We start from the raw sequence: 20,151 nt of genomic DNA, 5'->3' as shown, positions 1-20,151 counted from the left end.
GGTGTTGACTGCGACCGGTCAGCACCTCGCAAAACGAGCGCGAATACTAGCATGGGGTCTTGGTGGATACAAGCCGCGGGCCGCGCTTCACCGCATTATCCCGAAGGCTAGGCCGATACGGCGCAGCGCCACGGGCGGCAAGGCTCCTCTTCCTTCAGCGCCCCTGCTCCAGGCGGGCAAACTGCTGCTGGCGCTGGGCCGGGCTCATGGCATCGAACTGGGCCAGGGTCTCGGCCCTGGGGCAATAGAGGCGCTGACCGGTCTTGACCCGGATCCCCGTTCCCATGCTGGTACGATTCTCCTCCACCAGCGCCAGCAGATAGCTGTAGGTATCGTTCCCGCGCCCTTCCTCTTGGGAGACCAGCATGCTCGCGATGCGCCACAGGGTCTCCCCTGCCGCCACCTGATGGCAAGGCTGCTCGCCCCCGGCGGCGGGGGGCGACAGTGTCAGCGTGGTCTCTCCGGCTTGCTCCGGGACGCTCATGGAGCGGGAGGCCAGCTGGGTCAGGCTCTCTTGATTGGCGCCATACCCCAGCTTGGCCAGCAGAGGCTCGCCCGCGGTCAACCGCCCCCCGCCCCGCACAGGCAAGGAGAATTCGGCGATGAAGGGTTGCATCCCGGACACCATGTCCGTGGCAGCCAGCGCCTGAACCGGTGCGCTCTGGTGGGGGGCCACCCCATAGGCCATCTCGTCGATGCGCTTGAGGCGCGCCAGATAGGCCTTGGAAAGCTGGGCCTCCCCCTCGAACAGGTCAAACGGCGGCACCAGGCGGGCGGGGAAGAGGATCTGCCAGCGGCCGTTTTTCTGCTTCTGCTCCAGGGGCGGGAACTGATTGCCCCGCCAGGCCACGAAAATGGGCGGCACGGCACGGTGCGCCGGATAATAGTCCGGATTGAGCTGCACCCAGGTCTGCTCCGCGATAGGCTGATAGCCGCTGATATTGACCAGCGCAGCCCCCAACCAGATCCCCCACATAGTTGCACTCCCCCTCTTTTTTTATGCGCACCGCTCTCGCTCTTTCCCCTGTTTCTCCGTCCATCACACAATGATTCAGGAAAACAGATAGATAGCAGCTTAGCACTGGGCTATGGCATTGAGCACCCGTTTATCGGAAACCGGATAGGGGGTGCCCAGTTGCTGGGCGAAGAAGGAGACCCTCAGCTCCTCTATCATCCAGCGGATATTGGCCACCTCGACCGGGATCAGCTGGGATTTCGGGATCTTGGCAAGCAGCGCCTTGTATTCGGACTCCACGCTCTGCACTTTCAGCATGTAGACCCGATCCCGGTTCGGATCGATGGCCAGCTTCTCGAGGCGCCGCTCGATGGCGCGCAGGTAGCGCAGCAGGTCCGGCAACCGCTGCCAGCCGGTCTCGGTGACGAAGCCCTTGTGGATGAGCTTGTCCAACTGCAACTGGATATCCGACATGGCAAAGGCCGTGTCGAGCTGCATCTTGCCCTTGAGCCGCTTCTTGATCTCATGGGACAGGGTCAGCACGGCCTCCACCTGCTTGGCCACCTCCACCACCGCATCGTTGAGCTCGGCGCGCACAAACTCCTTGAGCGACTCGAAGCCCGCCTCGTCCCAGGCCAGGCCGCCGTGCTGCTCGATGAGCTTGTCACAACCGCAGGCGATGCAGTCATCGATGAGATCGGCCACCTTGCCAAAAGGGTTGAAATAAAGGCCGAGCTTGGCCTTGTTCGGCAGCTTCTCCTGCAGGTACTTGATGGGGGATGGCACCCCCAGCAGCACCAGCCGTCGTTGGCCCGCCCACATCAGTTGCTGCTGCGCCGCCGGGCTCTCCACCAGCTGGATGGAGACCGAGTCCTTCTCGTCCACCAATGCCGGATAGGCTTTGACCTCGAATCCAGCCCGCTTCTGGCTGTACTCCTTGGGCAACTCGCCAAAGCTCCACAGGGTGAGGCCGGACTGCTCTATGTCGTCATCCGCCACCTGAGACAGGGTCTCCTGTACCTTGCCGCGCAGGGATTCTTTCAGCGCCTCCAAATCCTTGCCTTCCGCGACCTTTTTCTGTTTCTCGTCCACCACCCGGAAGGTGAGTTTCAGGTGATCGGGCACCGCAGCCCAGTCCCAGGCTTCACGGGGCACGGTGACCCCGGTCATGCGGCGCAGCTGGCGCTCCATCTCGTCGAGCAGCGGCCCTTGCTCCGGGCTGATGCTGGCGAGCAGGGCATCGGCGTAGTTCGGTGCCGGCACGAAGTTCTTGCGCATGGGTTTGGGCATGGACTTGATGAGCGCCACCAACAGCTCGTGGCGCATCCCCGGGATCAGCCACTCGAAACCCTTCACCTCCACCTGATTGAGCAGCGGCAATGGGATATGCAGGGTGACGCCATCGGCCGCCTCCCCCGGTTCAAACTGGTAGGTCAGCTTGAGCTTGAGGCGCCCCTGCTGCCAGAGATTGGGGTAGTCGAGATCGCTGATGTGGGCCGCATCCCCCTTCATCAACATCTCTTTCTCGAAGTTGAGCCGCTCGGGATCCTGCTTCTGCGCCTCCTTCCACCACTTGTCGAAGTGGCGGGCCGAGATGATCTCCTCCGGCAGGCGCGCATCGTAGAAGCGGAACAAGTCCTCGTCATCCACCAGGATGTCCCGGCGCCGGGACTTGTGCTCCAGCGCCTCCACCTCGGCCAGCAGTTTTCTGTTCTCGCCAAAGAAACGGTGACGGGTCTCGAAGTCCCCTTCCACCAGGGCGCGGCGGATGAATAGCTCACGGCACTGGGCGGGATCGATGCGGCTGAAGTTGATGAGACGCTCATTGACCAGAGTCAAGCCATAGAGGGTCACCTTCTCCTTGGCCATGACGGCGCCATTTTTCTTCGACCAGTGGGGATCGCTGTGATGTAGCTTGATGAGATGGCCGGCGAGCGGCTCCACCCACTCGGGTTCAATCTTGCCGTTGATACGGGCGTAGAGGCGCGAGGTCTCCACCAGTTCGGCGGCCATCACCCATTTGGGCGGCTTCTTGAACAGACCCGACGCCGGGAACAGGTGGAAGCGGCCGTTGCGGGCACCGAGAAACTCGGGCTTCTCCAGATCCTTGTTGCCGATATGGCTGAGCAGGCCCGTCAACAGGGCGCAGTGCACCGTCTTGAAATCCGCCGGCTCCGCATTGGTTTTAAAGCCAAGCTCTTTGACCGTCTGGCGCAGCTGGAAGTGGATATCCTGCCATTCGCGCACCCGCAGATAGGAGAGGAACTCCTTCTGACACAGGCGGCGGAACGGATTGCTGCCGAGCACATCCTGCTGCTCTTTGAGGTAGTTCCAGAGGTTCACGAAGGCGAGGAAGTCGGAATCCTTGTCCTCGAAACGCCTGTGCTGCTCGTCCGCGGCCTGCTTCTTCTCCATGGGGCGCTCGCGGGGATCCTGAATGCTCAGCCCCGCGGTGATCACCATGACCTCACTCAGGCACCCGGTCTGCGCCGCCGTGATCACCATTTTCGCCAATCTTGGATCAAGGGGGATACGCGACAGCTGGCGACCGGTCTCGGTAAGCTGCAGTTTCTCTTCCAGCTCCCGTCCATTCAGCTGGCGGGCAGGCAGCTCCCTGACCGCTTCCAGTTCCTTGAGCAGGGTCAGGCCGTCCTTGATGTGGCGAGATTCGGGCGGCTCGACGAAGGGGAAGGCTTCCATATTGCCAAGGCCGAGCGCCAGCATCTGCAGGATGACAGAGGCCAGGTTGGTGCGCAGGATCTCGGGGTCGGTAAACGCCGGACGATTGTTGAAATCCTCCTCGGCGTAGAGGCGGATACAGATACCGTCGGCCACCCGGCCGCAGCGCCCTTTACGCTGGTTCGCACTCGCCTGGGAGACCGGCTCGATGGGCAGGCGCTGCACCTTGGTGCGCCAGGAGTAGCGGCTGATGCGAGCGGTACCCGGGTCTATCACGTAACGGATGCCCGGCACAGTCAGAGAAGTTTCCGCCACGTTGGTGGCGAGCACGATGCGTCGTCCGGCATGCTGCTGGAACACCTTGTTCTGCTCGACGTTGGAGAGGCGCGCGTAGAGCGGCAGCACCTCGGTGTCTCGCAGGTTCAGCTTGCGCAAGGCATCGGCGGTGTCGCGGATCTCCCGCTCGCCGTTCATGAAGATGAGGATGTCACCGAGCCCTTCCCGGGCCAGCTCTTCCACCGCATCGAAGATGCCTTGCAGCTCGTCGCGATCCCCTTCCCCCTCCATCAGGGGCCGATAGCGCACTTCCACCGGGTAGGTGCGACCGGACACCTCGATGACGGGTGCCTGGTTGAAGTGGCGGGAGAAGCGCTGGGGATCGATGGTGGCCGAGGTGATGATCACCTTGAGATCGGGCCGCTTCGGCAACAGTTGTTTGAGATAGCCCAGAATGAAGTCGATGTTGAGGCTGCGCTCGTGGGCCTCATCGATGATGATGGTGTCGTACTGGGTCAGCATACGGTCATGCTGGATCTCCGCCAGCAGGATGCCATCGGTCATCAGCTTGATGTGGGTCTGCTCGCTCACCTGATCCGTGAAGCGCACCTTGTAGCCCACGTACTGACCGAGCTCTGACTCCATCTCCTCGGCGATGCGGGCCGCCACGGTGCGGGCCGCCAGACGCCGCGGCTGGGTGTGGCCGATATAACCTTTCACCCCGCGCCCCAGCGCCAGACAGATCTTCGGGATCTGGGTGGTCTTGCCGGAGCCGGTTTCGCCCGCGATGATCACCACCTGATGATCCTGGATGGCACGGGCGATCTCCGCCTGCTTCTGGCTGACCGGCAGGTTGTCCGGATAGGTGACCTTAGGGACACCCGCCAGACGAGACTGGTAGCGCGCTTCGGCCAGGTCCAGATCCGCGGCTATGGTCGCCAGCACGGCAGCCTGTTTGGCCTCTGGCAGCTTCTTGACCCCGTGCAGACGGCTGGAGAGACGACGGGCGTCGAGATTCATGCAGGCGGACAAGCGGCGGCGCAGCGCCTCGAGAGAGAGAGACAAGGTACTGATTCCTTATGAGAAGCCCGCAAGGGGCCGATAGCTGGGGCAGATCCTAAAGAGCGGGGGGAAAGGGTGCAAGCCTTAAAGCACCTCCTGGCGGATGAAGGCGGTTGGCAGAAATAAAAAGAGCAGGTATTCGACCTGCTCCCGTCACGAGCCAGCTTAGGTCACACCCTGGCCTGATGCACGAAGCAGGTGCCGAGCTGGGCATGAATGGCCTGCATCACGTTGTGGCGACTGATGACACCGAGCAACCGCCCCCCTTCCACCACCGGATAGATCTTGGGCTTCTGGCCCATCATCATCTCCGCCAGCTCCAGAATGCTGGTGTCGGGGTCGACCGCCAGCACCTCCTTGCGCATCACATCCCTGACCTGGGCCACCTGCTCGCAGTGATAGGCCTCCTTGAGCATGACGGCGATGCAGTCCTGCTCCGACACCCAGCCGATCAGGTGGCCCTGGGGGTCCACCACAGGGCCACCGAGCTGATGGCTGTTGAGAAACTTGGTGACGGCGGTCTGTACCATCATGTCTGCGCTGAACGTGATGGGCCGGGTCTGCATATAATCCTTCGCCTTGAGTGATTCCATGACGCTTCCCCCAACAGGCCTCCCAGGCGGGAGGCGCAAGCCGGGCAGGATGTCCGGCTCACTCCAAGCATAGCCTGCCGAAGATCAGGAGATTGACTGCAGCAACAGCAGCAATTCGTTCTGGCTGTGGCAATCGGTCTTCTTGAAGACCCCCTTCAGGGTGGATCGCACCGTCTCTACCTTGACCCCGCGCAATGCGGCGATGTCGTTGCTGCTGTACCCCTTGCTCATCAGCACCAGCAGCTCTTTCTCGCCGATGGTGAGAGGATAGAGGCTGGCCAGGGCTTCGATGTCCGGGTTGAAGGCGTGCTCGGGGTCGCGCAGCACCACTTCCACATAGCGCTCGAAGCGGCTGAGGCCACTCATCAGGGTGCATTGCACCAGCAGCGGTCGCAAATCCGCCTGACGGGGAATAGACATATAAGCGCTGGCCCCCGGCAACAAATAGGAGAAGCCGTTCAATATCTCCTTGAACTGGCGTTGCTGATCCTTATTTTGCAGCGAAAAAATGCCATTGCTCGCCCGCAGCTCCACATTTTCATCGGAGATACGATTGAACGCCACATTGGAATAATGAATATGTCCCTTGTCATCAATGATGGCACTGGGTTTATTATGGTTTTTAACCAGTTGTTGTAGCTGATAATTCTGCGTTTCCAGGGCGAGCAGGTTCCAATAGTGCTGACTCCAGGCCGCCAGGCCGGAATAGATCTCGCCGAGGGAAGAGATATCCTGGGCGCTGAAATCATCCTGAGTGCTGCCACGATAACTGCACAGACTGCTGAGGCCCCGTCCCTTCACCCGGCAGACGCCGCCCGCCGCATATTGGGCACCAAAACTCGCCAGCAGACCCGGTGAACTGGAGATGGCATTGGCATTGACGATCCCCTGGCAGCCCTTGTCCAGATAATGATTGAACCACACATCCTGGCGATGGTGTTGCACATAAAACTGCTGCTGGGCCTCGGTCAAGCCGCTCGCAAAGAGCTTGATACCGGCGCTCTTGTCATCATCCCGCAATAAAAACAGGGACGAGCTGCCGGATAGATCAACGCGAAATTGATCCACCACCAACTTAATGTCAGAATCATTAATACCGCACTCATATAACTGGCTGATATAGGGCGATATCCTTTCTTTTACTAATGCCTTCACACCCGAACTCCTAATTCTTATTTTTATTGAAGAGGCATCTTACTCTGCAATGGGAAACTCGAGAAGCCATCAAATCAATAAAGCCTTTATAACTAATCCATGAATAGTCATGAAAACGATACATATGAATATGGTAAAAAAAGTTTATAAATCCGAACTAATGTTTCAACTTTTTCTGGTCGATTAAAGACAGCTTCTATTCCAAACGCGCCACGTCGGCACCACCGCTAGCCTATCTCCCTTCTCTACCCCTAGGCAGCAGCCCCGCCTCATCACTGGCTTCAAGCGATCCCGTCTGGCTCTGACAGCATGAAACCCATACGACTCCTCCCTTTTAATTTGTTATTTTTTGGTGAATTTTTTGCTTCCATTTTGACCCATGGTCGATATTGTATATACAAATAACCATGCAAAAGGAGTTGACCCATGAGGATCACAAGGAGGAACCATGGAGCCTGAAAATACCCTGACTGCCCCTGCCCGCTCCGGGGCCGGGATCAAACTGCTGCTTACCAGCCTGCTCGGGATCGCCATCTTTTTCGTTCCCTTCGAGCTCGCCGGTCGCAGCACCATTTTGGTGGACCACCTGGCCGGCTTTCTGATCGCCAAACGTCCCCTTGCCGTGGGTCTCATCCTGCTGCTTATCGCTTACGGCGCCATCACGCCCCTGCTGGACGGGCGCTGGCGTGCCCGCCCCATCGATCGGGTACTGAGTCTGTTCAAGCTGCTGGGGCTGGGGCTGGCCGTGTTGTATGTCACCGATCTTGGTCCCGCCTGGCTGATGACGCCGGACAGATTGCCCTTCCTGTTCGACAAGCTCGCCATGTCGGTGGGCCTCATCGTTCCCATCGGCGCCATGGCCCTCACCTTCCTGCTCGGATTCGGGTTGCTTGAACTCATCGGCGTCCTGATGCAGCCCGTGATGCGCCCGCTCTGGCGTACCCCCGGCCACTCCGCCATCGATGCGGTGGCCTCCTTTGTCGGCAGCTATTCGGTCGGTCTGCTCATCACCAACCGGGTCTTCCTCTCAGGGAAATACACGGTACGGGAGGCCGTCATCATCGCCACCGGCTTCTCCACCGTCTCCGCCGCCTTCATGATCATCGTGGCCAAGACCCTCAACCTGATGGGGCACTGGAACTTCTACTTCTGGTCCACCCTGGTCATCACCTTTGTCATCACCGCCATCCTGGCCCGTGTTCCCCCCATCAGCACCATGAGCGATGAGGGAGAAACCGACGAGCCACTGCCGGCGGGACAGAGCCGCTGGCAAACGGCTCTCGCCTGCGGGTTGTCCCAATCCCGGCAGGCGGACTCCCTCTCCCGCCAGCTCAGGGACAATCTGAAAGATGGCGTCACCATGGCCGCCGCCGTGGTACCCACCATTTTGTCGGTGGGTCTGCTGGGATTGCTGCTGGCCCAGCACACGCCCTTGTTCGATTTGCTCGGCTGGTTGCTGTGGCCGATGACCTGGCTGCTGGATCTGGGTGAGCCGCTTGAAACGGCGCGTGCACTCTCCGCGGGGCTGGCCGAGATGTTCCTGCCCGCCATCCTGCTCAAGGATGCTGACTTGCTGGTGCGCTATGTGACGGCCGTGGTATCGGTCAGCTCCGTGCTCTTCTTCTCCGCCTCCATCCCTTGCATACTGGCGACCAAGATCCCGGTGAGCGTGGGGCAGCTGGTGGTGATCTGGCTGCTGCGCACCCTGCTCGGCATATTGCTGGCGGCGCTCTGTGGCCGACTGGCGCTGACACTCGGCTGGCTGAGCTAGGCCCTGATCTTTTCAAGGCAAAAGCAACAAAGCGCCCTCGGGCGCTTTGTTGCTACCTGGTTCACGAGATTGCCATGTTTCTCGGTGATGTCTCTCGGTCATGTCTCTCACCGCAACAAGCGGGTTCACGTCATGATTGGCAAACTCTCCTTTCGGCCAAGCGACAGACAAAAAAAGAGCGACCCTGAGGTCGCTCTTCTTATCGGTGCAGACTGCGATTATTCGTCGCCGGCTACACCCTCTTCGCTGGCGTCGTCGGCAGCACCGGCGTCTGGCGCGCTGTCCGCACCTTGCGCCTGCTCACCGTCGATGGCGACAACTTCGTTCTCTTCCTCGTCGCTCTCGGCAACGCGCTGCAGGCCGACCACGGTCTCGTCTTCACCGGTCCGGATCAGACGCACACCGCCGGTGTTGCGACCGATGATGCTCACCTCGGAGACGCGAGTCCGCACCAGGGTGCCGCCATTGGTGATCAGCATGATCTGGTCGGTATCCTCGACCTGAATAGCATCAATCACCTTGCCGTTGCGCTCATCCACCTTGATGGAGATGACGCCCTGGGTACCGCGGCTCTTGGTCGGGTATTCATCCAGTGCGGTGCGCTTGCCGTAACCGTTCTCGGTGGCGGTAAGGATGGCACCCTCGCCACGGGGGACGATGAGGGAGACCACCTTGTTGCCGCTCGGCAGACGAATGCCGCGGACACCGGCGGCGGTACGACCCATGGGACGCACGCCCTTGAAGGTGCCCTTGGTTTCGCCACCTTCGCCGTTGTCGCTGCCGTCATCGTCGTTGCCGACATCGTCGTCGTTCTCGACGTCGTCACCGGCATCCGCCGCATCGGCGCGGCCGCTGCCTTCTGCGAAACGAACCACCTTGCCCGCATCGGAGAACAGCATGATTTCGTTGCTGCCGTCGGTGATGTCCACCCCGATCAGTTCATCACCCTCTTTGAGGTTGATGGCACGAATACCGGAGGAGAGCGGACGGCTGAACGCGGACAGGCTGGTCTTCTTCACGGTACCGTCTGCGGTGGCGAAGAAGACGTACTTGTCATCGCTGTACTCTTTCACCGGCAGGATGGCGGTGATGCGTTCACCCTCTTCCAGCGGCAGCAGGTTGATAATCGGACGGCCACGGGCGCCACGGGACGCCTCCGGCAGCTGATACACCTTGAGCCAGTAGACCTTGCCACGGGTGGAGAAGCACAAAATGGTGTCATGGGTGTTGGCCACCAGCAGACGCTCCACGAAGTCCTCTTCCTTGATCCGGGTGGCCGACTTGCCACGACCACCGCGGCGCTGGGCCTCGTAGTCGGAGAGCGGCTGATACTTCACATAGCCCTGGTGAGACAGGGTAACCACCACGTCTTCCGGGGTGATCAGATCTTCGATGTTGATCTCGGCACTGGACATGCTGATCTCGGTGCGACGTTCGTCGCCGTACTGCTCGCGTACCGCCAGCAGTTCATCGCGGATCACTTCCATCAAGCGTTCCGGGCTTGCCAGGATGTGCAGCAGCTCGGCGATAAGGTCCAGCAGAGACTGATACTCTTCCAGGATCTTCTCGTGCTCGAGGCCGGTCAGCTTGTGCAGACGCAGGTCCAGGATGGCCTGGGCTTGCTGTTCAGTCAGGTAGTAGTGACCCTCACGAATGCCGAACTCCGGCTCCAGCCACTCGGGACGGGCCGCGTCGTCACCCGCTTTTTCCAGCATGGCGGCCACGTTGCCGAGCTCCCAGCCACGGGCAACCAGCTTGGCCTTGGCGTCCGCCGGGGTGTCGGAGTGACGGATGAGCTCGATGATGGGGTCGATGTTGGCCAGCGCAACCGCCAGACCTTCCAGGATGTGGGCCCGATCCCGCGCCTTGCGCAGTTCGAACACGGTCCTGCGGGTCACCACCTCACGGCGGTGCAGCAGGAAGGCATCCAGGATCTCCTTGAGATTCATCACCTTGGGCTGGTTGTTATCGAGCGCCACCATGTTGATGCCGAACGTGGTCTGCATCTGGGTGTGCTTGTAGAGATTGTTCAGCACAATCTCGCCGGACTCGCCGCGCTTGATCTCGATAACGATGCGCATGCCGTCTTTATCAGACTCATCGCGCAGGGCGCTGATGCCCTCGATCTTCTTCTCTTTGACCAGCTCGGCGATCTTCTCGATGAGCCGCGCCTTGTTCACCTGATAGGGGATCTCGTGGACGATGATGGTTTCGCGACCGCTCTTGTCGTCCACTTCCACCTCGGCCTTGGCCCGCACATAGACGGAACCACGACCGGTACGGTACGCCTGCACGATGCCGGAGCGACCGTTGATGATACCGCCAGTGGGGAAGTCCGGGCCGGTGACATAGGTCATCAGCTCATCGATGGTGAGATCACCATTTTCGATGAGCGCCAGACAGCCGTTCACTATCTCGGTGAGGTTGTGAGGAGGAATGTTGGTCGCCATGCCCACCGCGATACCGGAGGAGCCGTTGATCAACAGGGTGGGAACCTTGGTGGGCATGACAGCCGGGATCATCTCGGTGCCGTCATAGTTCGGCACCCAGTCCACGGTCTCTTTGTCCAGATCGGCCAGCAGCTCGTGGGAGATGCGCGCCATCCGCACTTCGGTATAACGCATGGCGGCGGCGTTATCGCCATCCACCGAACCGAAGTTGCCCTGACCGTCGACCAGCATGTAACGCATGGAGAAATCCTGCGCCATGCGGACGATGGTGTCATACACGGCACTGTCGCCATGCGGGTGATATTTACCGATTACGTCACCGACCACACGGGCCGATTTTTTATAGGGCTTGTTCCAGTCGTTCCCCAACTCGTTCATTGCATACAGAACGCGGCGGTGAACCGGTTTCAAGCCATCACGCACATCCGGCAGAGCTCGTCCTACGATCACGCTCATGGCGTAATCCAGATAGGAACTCTTGAGCTCTTCTTCGATGTTGACCGGCGTGATCTCTCTGGCCAGATCGCTCATAGAAAGCCTTAATCCCTAATTAGTTGTTCTTTGGCTTAAACAGCGCGACATGGTAACACAGCGCGTGAAAGACCTTAAGCCGCAAATCAGGCTGGTTTGACAAAGTGCGTCCGTTATAATGCCCGCCAGGACAATAGATTGCGCGCCTCTCCCCCCTTGCGCGCCCCTGCCACAGGATCCATGAAAATGAACGCTGATGCCAATGTCGATCTGACAGAAATCGCCAAATTTGAAGCCATTGCCTCCCGCTGGTGGGATATGGAGGGCGAGTTCAAGCCGCTGCATCAAATCAACCCCATCCGCCTTGACTGGATCACCGACAAGAGCGGTGGCCTGTTCGGCAAGCGCACCCTCGACATCGGTTGCGGTGGCGGCATCCTCGCCGAGAGCATGGCCCGCCGTGGCGCCAAGGTGACGGGCATCGACATGGGCAAGGAGCCGCTCGGGGTCGCCCGCCTGCACGCCCTGGAAGCCGGAGTGGAGCTCGAGTATCGCCAGATCACCGCCGAGGCGCACGCCGCGGAAGTGACTGAGCAAGGGCCCAGTGGCCAGTATGATGTGGTCACCTGCATGGAGATGCTCGAACACGTGCCGGATCCGGCGTCCGTGATGCGGGCCATCGCCACCCTGGTGCGCCCGGGCGGCCAGGTGGTGGTCTCCACCATCAACCGCAACCCCAAGGCCTATCTGATGATGATCCTCGGCGCCGAGTACCTGATGAAGATGGTGCCCAAGGGCACCCACGACCACAAGAAGTTCATCACCCCGGCGGAGCTGTGCCGCATGGGTGAAGCGGCGGGCCTGGTGGTAGAGGACATGAGCGGGGTGCACTACAACCCCCTCAGCGGCCACTTCAGGCTGGGGGCCAACGTGGACGTCAACTACATGGTGAGCTTCACCCGTCCGGAGCAAGGCTGATGAGCGCCGCCAACCAGGCGCCCCTGCGCTGCGTGCTGTTTGATCTCGACGGCACCCTGCTCGACACGGCCCCGGATCTCGGCGCCGCCGTCAACCATGTGCTGATAAGCGAAGGCTTTGCACCACTCTCTGACGACATCATCCGCCAGACCACTTCCCACGGGGCGCTGGGGCTACTCAGGGCCGGCCTTGGGGACGAACTGCTTGAAGAACTCGGGGCGACACGCCTTCGCACCGCCCTGCTCGACTACTACGCCGCTCACCTCTGTGTCGGCACCCGCCCCTATGACGGCATGCTGGATCTCATCGAATGGCTCGAAGAACAGCAGCTGCCCTGGGGCATCGTCACCAACAAGCCGGGCTTTCTCACCGAGCCGCTGCTGGCCGCCCTGCCGGCGCTGGCGGGCTGCGGCGTCACCGTCAGTGCCGACACCCTGCCGGTGCGCAAGCCCGACCCCGCCCCCATGTATTTCGCCTGCGAGCAACTCGGGGTGGATGCGGCGCACTGCCTCTATGTGGGGGATCACGTGCGCGACATCGAAGCGGGTCGCAATGCCGGCATGCGCACCGCGGTAGCGGGCTGGGGCTATCTGCACGATGACGAGGATCCCGCCGGCTGGGGCGCGGATCTGCATTTTGACACGGTACAGGCTCTGCACCACTGGCTGCGCTACGAACTGAGCTGAATCTGGCACATCGATTGATGGATATGGCCGGCACCTTATCGGGGCCAGGCATCCGTCGATGAACGCGCAAGACGTCACGGCAAAACTGTTGAACATCACGAAGGGGAGCCGGGTCGGGCTCCCCCTTTTCCTGCGTGGCCGTCAGCCATTTCAGCCGGATCGGACAGCTTTTGTCCCTTGCCGTTCAAGGGATAACCAGCCTGAATTTGCTAGTAAAACCGACCCATTTTCGCAAGCAAAAAAAGTTATTTTAATTTTCCATCTTCGATCTTCGGACTTGCATTTGACGGATCAGACGCATGAAAACCCACTCACTGTGAGCAGTCACTAACAGATCCCATAACACCCACAATTTATCCACAGCAATGAGGTTATCCACACGTTGCAATACGGGGACGACCTCACTATCTTGTAGTTCGCATTAAAAATAACACTATATCTTGTGATTCATCGCGCAGTACGCCCCCACTCTTTACCAAGCCAGGTCCGTGGGGAGCGTGGCGCGATGGTTTTTCGGGAATCAACCGATGCCGGCAGGTATCAGCTAATAAGGGTCATCAGCCAATGAACTTGTTTGTGACGAAGCGTAACGGACACAAAGAACCCATCGATCTGGATAAGATTCACCGCGTGCTCGACTGGGCTGCCGAGAAGCTCGACAACGTGTCGGTCTCCCAGGTGGAGCTCAAGTCCCACATCCAGTTCTATGACGGTATCCGTACCGCCGACATCCACGAGACCGTCATCAAGGCTGCCGCCGACCTGATTTCCGAACAGAGCCCGGACTACCAGTACATGGCCGCCCGTCTGGCCATCTTCCACCTGCGCAAGAAGGCTTACGGCCAGTTCGAGCCGCCCCACCTCTATCAGCATGTCGCCAAGCTGGTGGACATGGGCAAGTACGACAAGCACCTGCTGACCGACTACACCCAGGCCGAGTTCGAAGAGCTCAACGCCTATCTGGATCACTGGCGCGACATGGACTTCTCCTACGCCGCGGTCAAGCAGCTGGAAGGCAAGTACCTGGTACAGAACCGCGTCACCGGCGAGATCTACGAGAGCCCGCAGTTCCTCTATATCCTGGTGGCGGCCTGCCTCTTCTCCAAGTACCCGAAAGATACCCGTCTTGACTACATCAAGCGCTTCTACGATGCGGTCTCGACCTTCAAGATCTCCCTGCCCACCCCCATCATGAGCGGTGTGCGGACCCCGACCCGTCAGTTCAGCTCCTGCGTGCTGATCGAGTGCGATGACAGCCTGGACTCCATCAATGCCACCGCCAGCGCCATCGTACGTTACGTCTCCCAGCGCGCCGGCATCGGCATCAACGCCGGCCGCATCCGCGGTCTGGGCAGCCCCATCCGTGGCGGCGAAGCCTTCCACACCGGCTGCATCCCCTTCTACAAGTACTTCCAGACTGCCGTGAAGTGCTGCTCCCAGGGCGGCGTGCGCGGCGGTGCGGCCACCTTGTTCTACCCGCTGTGGCACACCGAAGTGGAAAGCCTGCTGGTGCTGAAAAACAACCGCGGCGTGGAAGAGAACCGGGTCCGTCACATGGACTACGGGGTGCAGATCAACAAGCTGATGTACCAGCGCCTCATCAAGGGCGGCGACATCACATTGTTCTCCCCCTCCGACGCCCCTGGCCTGTATGACGCCTTCTTCGCGGATCAGGACAAGTTCGAGGAGCTCTACGTCAAGTACGAACAGGATCCGGCCATTCGCAAGAAGACTCTGAAGGCCGTGGATCTGTTCTCCCTGATGATGCAGGAGCGTGCCGGCACCGGTCGCATCTACATCCAGAACGTGGATCACTGCAACACCCACAGCCCGTTCGATCCGGCTGTCGCCCCGGTGCGCCAGTCCAACCTCTGCCTCGAAATTGCGCTGCCCACCAAGCCGCTCAACAACGTGGATGACGAGGATGGCGAAATCGCCCTGTGCACCCTGTCCGCCTTCAACCTCGGTGCCATCGAGAAGCTCGAAGACCTGGAAGAGATGGCAGATTTGGCCGTCCGCGCCCTGGATGCCCTGCTCGACTATCAGGATTATCCGCTGAAAGCCGCGCAAAAAGGCAGCATGAATCGCCGCACCTTGGGGATTGGGGTGATCAACTATGCCTATTATCTGGCAAAAAATGGTGCTCGCTACTCCGACGGTTCCGGCCTCGCGCTGACCCACCGTACCTTCGAGGCTATCCAGTACTACCTGCTGAAGGCCTCGGTGCAGCTGGCTCGCGAGTTCGGCCCCTGCCCGGCCTTTGGCGAAACCACCTATGCCCAGGGGATCCTGCCCATCGATACCTATAAAAAGGATCTGGACGCCCTGTGCAACGAACCTCTGCACCTGGACTGGGAAGCGCTGCGCACCGAGATCAAGACCGTGGGTCTGCGCAACTCCACCCTGACCGCCCTGATGCCGAGCGAGACCTCCAGCCAGATCTCCAACGCCACCAACGGCATCGAGCCGCCCCGTGGTCTGGTCTCCGTCAAGGCCTCCAAGGATGGCATCCTCAAGCAGGTGGTGCCGGAATATCACCGCCTGAAGGATCAATACGAACTGCTGTGGAAGCAACCGAGCGTCGATGGTTACCTGCAGCTGGTCGGTATCATGCAAAAATTCGTGGATCAGGCGATCTCCGCCAATACCAACTATGATCCCGCCCGTTTCGAAGGCAACAAGGTACCGATGAAGCAGCTGCTCAAGGATCTGCTGACCGCCTACAAATACGGCCTCAAGACCCTGTACTATCACAACACCCGTGATGGTGCGGACGATGCCCAGACCGATCTGCAAGATGACGGTTGTGCTGGCGGCGCCTGTAAGATCTGATGAACCGGGCGGGAGCATGAAGCTCCCGCCTTCCTGTTTCCCCCATTTCGCGACATTCGACAACCATGGCCTATTCAACCTTCTGCCAGACCCAAAACGATCAACTCAAGGAGCCGATGTTCTTTGGCCAATCGGTCAACGTGGCCCGTTACGATCAACAGAAACACGACATCTTCGAGCGGCTGATCGAGAAGCAGCTCTCCTTCTTCTGGCGCCCGGAAGAGGTGGACGTCTCCCACGATCGCATCGACTATCAGGCCCTGCCTCCCCACGAGCAGCACATCTTCATCTCCAACCTGAAGTACCAGACCCTGCTGGATTCCATCCAGGGTCGCAGCCCGAACGTGGCGCTGCTGCCGCTGGTCTCCATCCCGGAGCTTGAGACCTGGATCGAGACCTGGGCCTTCTCCGAGACCATCCACTCTCGCTCCTACACCCACATCATCCGCAACATCGTCAACAACCCGGGCCAGGTGTTCGATGACATCGTCACCAACGAGCAGATCCTCAAACGCGCCGGCTCCATCAGTCACTACTATGACGATCTGATCGAGGCCACCGCCCTCTATCACCTGCACGGGGAAGGCACCCACAGGGTCGGTGATCGCGAGCTGACCATCACCCTGCGCGGCCTGAAGAAGAAGCTCTATCTGTGCCTGATGAGCGTCAACGCCCTGGAGGCGATCCGCTTCTATGTGAGCTTCGCCTGCTCCTTTGCCTTCGCCGAGCGCGAGCTGATGGAGGGCAACGCCAAGATCATCAAGATGATCGCCCGCGACGAGGCCCTGCATCTGACCGGCACCCAGCACATGCTGAACCTGATGCGCAGCGGCAACGACGATCCGGACATGGCCGAGATCGCGGTCGAGTGCGAGCAGGCCTGCTTCGAGATCTTCAAGGAAGCTGCCATCCAGGAGAAGGAGTGGGCCGAGTACCTGTTCCAGGACGGCTCCATGATCGGCCTGAACAAGGACATCCTCTGCCAGTACGTGGAGTACATCACCAACCTGCGCATGAATGCGGTGGGCCTGCAGCCGGCCTTTGCCGGTGCCAAGCAAAACCCCATTCCCTGGATCAACACCTGGCTGTCGTCCGACAACGTGCAGGTCGCCCCCCAGGAAGTGGAAGTCAGCTCCTACCTGGTCGGCCAGATCGACAGCGAAGTGCACGCCGATGATCTCGGTGATTTCGAGCTGTGATGAGACTTGGGGCTTGTCGCGCCATGACGGGCAGCGGGTGTCGACGCGCTGGCATGCGTGATGAGTGATGCCATCGGCACCCCGTCCCCTGCACTGCGCCATGAGGCCGAGCAGGAAACCCTGACGCCCCTGGTGCACACCCAGGATGGCGTGCTGCACGCCCACCCCGGCGAGAGCGTGCTGGAGACCCTGGAACGCCACGGCCATCAAGTGGAGTTCCAGTGTCGCAGCGGCTATTGCGGCGCCTGCCGCACCCCGCTGCTCGAAGGCCGGGTGTACTACCCCAGTGTGCCGCTGGCCTTCGTCTCCCAGGGAGAGTGCCTGCCCTGCTGCTGCAAGCCGGTGGGGACCATCCGGCTGGATGTGAAGAAGGATTGAGACCCACATCCAGGTCTGGGTGATGCTCGTCACCACCTGCAGCCCACAAAAAAGCCGCCGGATAATCCGGCGGCTTTTTTATTTCTCATGCATGTGCTGCCCGCGTCGGTCAGATCCAGGGCGCGGCAGTGGGGCCGTGGTGCAGACCCAGCTTCCAGACCCGGCCGAAGTGCTTGTAGTGACCCGCGGCCACCCCGGCCTTCTCTCCCATGCCGTGGTAGAGATCCAGGTGCCCCTTCTTGACCGCGCCGCCCACGTCCAGAGCGATCAAGAGCCGCAACTGATGCTTGCCGGTCCAGTTGCCCGCCTTGTCGAGCAGCGGCACCTCCGCCAGTATGGGGGTGCCCATGGGCAGCAGGGTCTTGTCCGCCGCCACCGCCGACATGGGCAGCAACGGAATACCGGCAGCCCCCACTACGTCATTGGTCGGACGGCGTTCGAAGAAGACGTAGGAGGGGTTTTGCTCCACCAGCTCCATGACGTTCGCCTCCGGCTGACGGTTGGCCCAATCCTTGATGGCCTTCATGGACATCTGCTCCTTGGGCACCTCGCCCCTGTCGATCAGCACCCGGCCGATGCTCACGTAGCCGTGGCCGTTCTTGCCGCTGTAACCCAGGTACTGCAGCCTGTCGTCATCGCCGTAGTGCACGAACCCCGAACCCTGCACGTCCATCAGGAAGTTGTCGATAAGGGACTTGCTGTAGCCAAGCTCCAGCCCCCGGTTGGACAGCGCCCCCTGGTGGATCTGGGCCCGGGTCGGGCAACGGCCGCCGCAGTTGGGCATGGCGTAGATGGGGTATTTGTATTTGGCATCCGGGCGGTGGCGCACCTCCAGTACCGGCGAGTAGTAACCGGTGAAGAGCACGTTGCCCATGCGATCGGCACCGCCGAGCTGGGCCAGACTGATGCCGTAGCGGGTGATCTGGGCGGGATCCCCGCCGTTGGCCACCCAGCTGGAGAGCTGGCGATAGAGCTCACCATAGCGGCTCGCCATCCGGCCGGAGCGCTCCAGCACCAGTCGGCTCTGGGGGCCAAAACGGCTGAAGTCAGACGACTGGCGGCTGTTGACATACTCCACCCGCACCAGATCATCCGGCAGTGTGCCATCCAGATACTGCTTGCCCAGATTGACTGGCACCTCGCAGTTCAAAAAGCATCTGGCTTCAGGCTTCTTCGGGGGCACCTTGGCGGGCTCGGGATCGCTGGCACAACCCGCCAGCCCAAGTGCCAGGGCACTCAACCAGTACGCGCGTTTGTTCATAAATCCTCGTCTAACCAGAAAACGCTAACTTCATGAAAATAATGATGAATTCAATCAATGGCCCGGGCTGAGACATCATCGCCGCTCAAGGCTCGCCCCCGGCCCCGCCATGGGCGGCGCTATCATACAAAAACTCGGGCCCTGTTGACCCCATAAATTGCAAAATTCATCGCACTTGTCGATCCCTGCGACACCAGGGTACGACCAAAGAGGACGGGAGGATGGCGCCGACGCACCGCACATCAGAAAGGAAGGAGAGGCAGGTTGGCCAACTGCCCTGTCGCAGCATGGCCAGCCCCGGACTACACGGGATACACGGGATACACGGGATCAGTGGGAGTAAGGCAGCGAGGAGTGATGCAGGATGATGCGCTCCTTGCCATCGTCCCCCTTGCGAAAGCCCCAGGTCTTGTCCACGTCCACCTCTTTGTTGTCCCGATCGACGAGGTGCACCGTCCCCATGGTCAGCGCCATGTTGCCATCGATGTAGATGGCGGCATTGTCGTAGCGGTAGCGCTGCCAGTTCTTCAGGGCAAAACCGGTATCCGCCGGATAGGCCGGATCGTGGCCGACAAAATAGGCGAGCGCCCCCGCCTTGGTCAGGCGAAAGGTCTGCGCCCCGCTCGCCAGGGTCGGCTTGAACAGCACGGGCCCGTCGGCATAGCCATAGGCGCTGTCGAGCACGGCGTTGGCGGTCGCCCTGGCCTTGTCGATGCCTCCCGTCCGGTAGTCATCGCTGATCTGGACCAGGGCCTTGCCCCAGCCATCCTGCGCGGCCTTGACGTCCGCCTCGGTGATGTTGCGATTGACCAGCTCGGCGGCGCCCAATGACCCGCTGGCCACCAGCCATATCAGTGCGAGACCCGATCCTTGGTGAAACCCTTTCATGTTTGTGACTCCAGATAGATGAACCGCATCTCGAAGCTTAGCCGAGGGCCGGGCACGGAGCGCCCTCCCCGGGCAGCCATCATGCCTTGCGGCCAGCACCTTCAAGCCTGGTATATCTTTGGCCCACCCTCTCTCCCGCCGCCGATCTGGCGCGGCTATGCCCTGCATGGCTTCCCCTTCGCCAACGGGCCACTCTGGGTTATAACAAGGTAACGCGGCGCGAGAGGTGGTGAATGGAACAGCTCGAGATCTTCCCGCTCCAGAGCCCCTGCATCGGGGTCTGTGAGGTCAACAACAAGGGTTACTGCAAGGGGTGCCTGCGCAGTCGGGAGGAGCGTTTCAACTGGCTGACCATGACCCCGGCCGAGCAGCAGGAGGTGATGCGCCTGTGCCGGGGCCGCAAGGCACGGGTGGAGGCGGCGCGGCGCAAGGCACGGGAGGCGGCCGAGCAGCCCCCATCGCCCCCTGCCGGGTGGGATTTTTAACTGCCCATCATCAATTTTTCGATCCTGTTTCT

Annotated in this window: 14 protein-coding genes; 7 read left to right on the top strand and 7 right to left on the bottom strand. The window is 60.6% G+C overall.

Features of this window, described 5'->3' with window-relative positions; all coding sequences use genetic code 11:
• Window positions 1-154: 154 nt before the first annotated feature.
• From ABNP46_RS09860 to ABNP46_RS09845, 4 genes are all read right to left on the bottom strand, one after another.
• Window positions 155-976 (bottom strand): hypothetical protein, encoded by an 822-nt coding sequence (locus tag ABNP46_RS09860; protein ID WP_349922205.1) that lies wholly within the window; start codon window positions 974-976, stop codon window positions 155-157.
• A gap of 99 nt (window positions 977-1,075) precedes the next feature.
• Window positions 1,076-4,975: an ATP-dependent RNA helicase HrpA gene (hrpA, locus tag ABNP46_RS09855; RefSeq protein ID WP_349922204.1), complete on the bottom strand. Its 3,900-nt coding sequence runs from the start codon at window positions 4,973-4,975 to the stop codon at window positions 1,076-1,078.
• 167 nt (window positions 4,976-5,142) lie between these two features.
• Window positions 5,143-5,565 carry a CBS domain-containing protein gene (locus ABNP46_RS09850; RefSeq protein ID WP_349922203.1) on the bottom strand — a complete coding sequence of 141 codons (423 nt, stop codon included), beginning with the start codon at window positions 5,563-5,565 and terminating at the stop codon, window positions 5,143-5,145.
• Between the two features lie 84 nt (window positions 5,566-5,649).
• Window positions 5,650-6,720: a helix-turn-helix transcriptional regulator gene (locus ABNP46_RS09845; protein ID WP_349922202.1), complete on the bottom strand. Its 1,071-nt coding sequence runs from the start codon at window positions 6,718-6,720 to the stop codon at window positions 5,650-5,652.
• 448 nt (window positions 6,721-7,168) lie between these two features.
• On the opposite strand from ABNP46_RS09845, the gene ABNP46_RS09840 reads away from it, so the two are divergent.
• The gene (locus tag ABNP46_RS09840) at window positions 7,169-8,491 is read left to right on the top strand and encodes a YjiH family protein (RefSeq protein ID WP_349922201.1); all 1,323 of its coding nucleotides are present in this window, start codon (window positions 7,169-7,171) and stop codon (window positions 8,489-8,491) included.
• Window positions 8,492-8,709: 218 nt separating this feature from the next.
• On the opposite strand, the gene gyrA is transcribed toward ABNP46_RS09840, so the two are convergent.
• Window positions 8,710-11,472, bottom strand: coding sequence for a DNA topoisomerase (ATP-hydrolyzing) subunit A (gene gyrA, locus ABNP46_RS09835; RefSeq protein WP_349922200.1), 2,763 nt, complete (start codon window positions 11,470-11,472; stop codon window positions 8,710-8,712).
• Window positions 11,473-11,658: 186 nt separating this feature from the next.
• Between gyrA and ubiG the strand changes: the two genes are divergently transcribed.
• The 5 genes from ubiG to yfaE all read left to right on the top strand — a co-directional run bounded on the left by ubiG (window position 11,659) and on the right by yfaE (window position 17,485).
• A complete protein-coding gene (gene ubiG / locus ABNP46_RS09830; protein ID WP_349922199.1) occupies window positions 11,659-12,390 on the top strand; it encodes a bifunctional 2-polyprenyl-6-hydroxyphenol methylase/3-demethylubiquinol 3-O-methyltransferase UbiG in 732 nt (243 codons plus the stop codon).
• Window positions 12,390-13,076: an HAD family hydrolase gene (locus ABNP46_RS09825; protein WP_349922198.1), complete on the top strand. Its 687-nt coding sequence runs from the start codon at window positions 12,390-12,392 to the stop codon at window positions 13,074-13,076. Before ubiG ends, ABNP46_RS09825 begins: the two co-directional genes overlap by 1 nt.
• A 564-nt stretch (window positions 13,077-13,640) precedes the next feature.
• The gene (gene nrdA, locus ABNP46_RS09820; RefSeq protein WP_349922197.1) at window positions 13,641-15,908 is read left to right on the top strand and encodes a class 1a ribonucleoside-diphosphate reductase subunit alpha; all 2,268 of its coding nucleotides are present in this window, start codon (window positions 13,641-13,643) and stop codon (window positions 15,906-15,908) included.
• A 65-nt stretch (window positions 15,909-15,973) separates the two neighbouring features.
• On the top strand, window positions 15,974-17,107 hold the full coding sequence (gene nrdB, locus ABNP46_RS09815; protein WP_349922196.1) for a class Ia ribonucleoside-diphosphate reductase subunit beta: 1,134 nt from the start codon (window positions 15,974-15,976) through the stop codon (window positions 17,105-17,107).
• A 60-nt stretch (window positions 17,108-17,167) separates the two neighbouring features.
• Window positions 17,168-17,485 (top strand): class I ribonucleotide reductase maintenance protein YfaE, encoded by a 318-nt coding sequence (gene yfaE / locus ABNP46_RS09810; protein WP_349922195.1) that lies wholly within the window; start codon window positions 17,168-17,170, stop codon window positions 17,483-17,485.
• Between the two features lie 109 nt (window positions 17,486-17,594).
• On the opposite strand, the gene mltA is transcribed toward yfaE, so the two are convergent.
• Window positions 17,595-18,746, bottom strand: coding sequence for a murein transglycosylase A (gene mltA / locus ABNP46_RS09805; RefSeq protein ID WP_349922194.1), 1,152 nt, complete (start codon window positions 18,744-18,746; stop codon window positions 17,595-17,597).
• Between the two features lie 330 nt (window positions 18,747-19,076).
• Entirely contained in the window at window positions 19,077-19,634 is a 558-nt protein-coding gene (locus ABNP46_RS09800; RefSeq protein WP_349922193.1) for a hypothetical protein, read from the bottom strand.
• A 233-nt stretch (window positions 19,635-19,867) separates the two neighbouring features.
• On the opposite strand from ABNP46_RS09800, the gene ABNP46_RS09795 reads away from it, so the two are divergent.
• Entirely contained in the window at window positions 19,868-20,119 is a 252-nt protein-coding gene (locus ABNP46_RS09795) for a DUF1289 domain-containing protein (protein ID WP_349922192.1), read from the top strand.
• The last annotated feature ends 32 nt before the right edge of the window (window positions 20,120-20,151 follow it).

It is taken from the genome of Aeromonas veronii (assembly GCF_040215105.1).
Taxonomy (GTDB): Bacteria; Pseudomonadota; Gammaproteobacteria; order Enterobacterales; family Aeromonadaceae; genus Aeromonas; species Aeromonas veronii_G.
The sequence above is the reverse complement of the archived record's forward strand: the minus strand, read 5'-3'. Positions and strand labels throughout refer to the sequence as shown.